Annotated in this window: 1 protein-coding gene; it reads right to left on the bottom strand. The window is 68.5% G+C overall.

Translation table 11 applies throughout. The annotated features are described in order from the left end of the window. A partial coding sequence (locus tag ACWKZU_RS18780; protein ID WP_449283865.1) for a YncE family protein occupies positions 1-3,200 on the bottom strand: 3,200 nt, incomplete at both ends.

Below are 3,200 nucleotides of genomic sequence, written 5' to 3'. Positions count from 1 at the left end.
GCACGGTACTGCGTACCCGACAGACCCGCCGACACCTTCGCAAGCCGCAACGTCGACGACGTCGCACCCGCGACCGGCGCCCACGAACCCGAACCCTTCCTCGACTCCCACCGCACCGACGGCACCGGCGAACCCGAAGCCGCAGCCGAGAAGCTCGCGGAAGCGCCCTCGACCGCAGACACGCTCTCCGGGTCAGCGGTCACCGTCGGAGCCTCGTCGACGACCGGAGCCGCCACGACCGAGAACTCCACGGAGGGGTTGCGCGCGTGGTCGCCGCTGGCGAGCGAGCCGGTGAGGATCCTGATGCTCTGGGTGTCGCCGGCCTTCCAGGCCGTCTCCTCCGTGAGCGTCGAGTTCTCGGGCGTCGGGAACGGGATCGTGATCGACCAGTTGCCCTCCGCGTCGCTCAGCCAGACGCCGTGCGCACGCGGATCGGCGTAGGCGCTGCCGGGGATCTGATTTTCGATCGTACGGCCCTCGACGCTCACCGGTCCGGTGCCGCCCGAAGGCTGGTTGATGAAGATCGGGCCGGCGGATCCGCCGGTGCCGTCCTGCTTGAACCATCCCGTCCCCGAGATGGTGATGGGCTCGCCCACCACGACCTCCTTCGGGGTGATCAGCACGCCGGCGTTCGCCTGCGTGGTGTTCGACTTCACCTGGGTGTAGTTGAACGCGGGATCCTGATCAGCGGGGGCGTTCACCGTGATGACATCGGTCTTGCCCGTCGCGGCGAAGTTCGACACCCACACGTCGTGCGTGACCGGGTCGATGCCGAGGTTCACCGCGTTGCCCGAGGTCGGCACCTCGAGCAGCAGCTCGTGGTCCTCGGTGTCGAAGACCGCGACCTTCTTGTCGCCCAGGTTCGCCGAGTACAGCAGGCCCCGCTCGCCGTCGATCTCGACCGAGTTGGTCGGACCGGTGGTGATGGTGTCGATCGCCTCGCCGTAGGTCTCGCTCTCGGGATCGGCATCGACCACGGTGATCGTGCCGCTGGGAGCCGCGTACGCCGAGACGTACACGCGCTTGAGATCGGCGTTGTAGGTGGGGCGCGCGTTCGCGCCCACCGTCGCGTCGAGCGCCGTGATCGCGTCGTCGTTCAGCGTCAGGGACTTCGGATCGCTGGTGTCGATCTCGTCGCCGTCGATGACGTAGAGCTTCTCGCCGACCATGGAGCCCACGTAGATGCGGTTGTTCCCCTCGTCGACGGTCACCCCCACGGCGCCGTCGGCGCCGGGCACGGTCACCTGCGCGAGCACCGCCGCGGCGCCGCGCTTCGTCAGGTCGAGCACAGTGATGTAGCCGTCGGATCCCGAACCCCGCGAGTTGCCGAGGTTGGTGATGTAGGCGCGATGCTGGGTCTCATCGACCGCGATGCGGCGGATCCCGTTGAAGATCGGGGTGCCGTCCTCGAACTCGAACACGCGGTCGGCATCGGTCGGGGCACCCTGCGAGGCCGTGTAGATCACGACGTTGCCGCCGTAGCCCGCGGCCGCGTCGCGCGCCCGGGCCGTCGTCGTGACGATCGTGCCGCCGTCGAGCTTGCCGTCGACCGCCACGCCGTAGGGCGAGAACGTCGTGCGCATGCTGTTCTGCGAGTTCGCGGTCACACCGGTCCAGTCGAAGCGCTCCGACTCCTTGCCGCTGCCGTCGTTCCGGGTGAGCGACAGGAAGGAGTGGTTCGAGGTCAGATCGCCGCTCGCGGCGTCGAACTGCACGAGCTTGCCCGTGCCGGGACTGATCGTGATGGGGCGCTCGTTACGGCTCAGCCCGAGGAACGACTGCTCGTCGATCTTCTCGTGGGTCTCGCTGTGGAAGCGCGACACCTTGCCGGTGCCCTCGCTCGCCGTGATCTCACCGGTGGTGGCATCGCGGGTCTCGCTGCGCCACTTCGCGTCCGTGATGTACACCGTGTCGTTGTCGTCGTCGAGCGCCAGCTGGTACCCGTTCTGCACCCCGGTGTCGTAGGCGGCGCTGGACGTGACCTGCCAGCCGCTCGCGTCCACGGTGGGCTCGGAGACCACGTCCACCGCACCCTGAGCGGTGCGGATGAGGTCGTCCTCGGCAGCGCCGATCGATCCCGTCAGCAGGCGGAAGGTGTGCTGCTCACCGGCGGACCAGGGGGTGGAGGTGATATCGGCCGAGGGGAAGTCGAACTCCGCGGTCCAGGACCCGTCGGCCCCGGCCTCGACGACCGCCCACACCGCGTCGGGGGCGTCGGGGTAGTCGATGGGCGTCGTGCGCTCCGTGTTGCCCTCGTCGAGCTTCACGCCGATCTTCGATCCCGTGCTCGTACCGCTCACCCAGCCGGTGCCCGATACCTGCAGCTTCTCCCCCGCGACCCACTCGGTCGAGTGGGTGAACCGCGTGGGGATGGAGTCGGAATCCGGAACGTCGACGACGGCCGGAGCGGGAGCGGTCGTCTCGACCTCGTCGATCTTGAAGACGTCGGCCTTGCCGGTCGCGGCGAAGTTCGAGACCCAGACCTCGTGCGTGTCGGGATCGATGCCGAGGTTGACCGCGTTTCCGGAGGTCGGGACCTCGATCAGCGGCTCGTGGTCATCGGTGTCGAAGACCGCGACCTTCTTGTCGCCGAGATTCGCGGAGTACAGCAGACCCCGCTCGCCGTCGATCGCGACGGAATTCGTCGGCCCGGTGGCGATCGTGTCGATCACCGTGCCGTAGGTGCCCGTGTTCGCGGGGTCCGCATCGACCACGGAGATCGTGCCGCTCGGAGCGGCGTATGCGGAGACGTAGACGCGCTTCAGCTCCGGGCTGTACGTCGGGCGCGCGTTCGCTCCCACCGAGGCGGGCAGTTCGGTCACCGCGGCCGCGTTGAGGTCGAGGTTCTTCGGGTCGCTCGCGTCGAGATTCGAGTAGTCGATCCGGTACAGCTTGTCGCCGACCATCGATCCCACGTAGGCGAAGCTGTTCTCCTCATCGACCGTGATGCCCACGCTGCCGACGGCATCGGGGATCTTCACCCGGGCGACCACGGCCTCGGCACCGCGCTTCGTGAGATCGAGCACCGCGATGAAGCCCTCGGGCCCGCCCGCGCCGCCGCGCGAGGTGCCGAGGTTGGTCACGAACGCCCAGTGCTTCGTCTCGTCCACCTCTACGCGCCGCACGCCGGAGAAGATCGGGGAGCCGTCCTCGAACTCGAACACGCGATCGGCGTCGGTGGGGGCGCCCTGCGAGGCCGT

This window comes from Leucobacter sp., assembly GCF_053528595.1.
The sequence above is the reverse complement of the archived record's forward strand: the minus strand, read 5'-3'. Positions and strand labels throughout refer to the sequence as shown.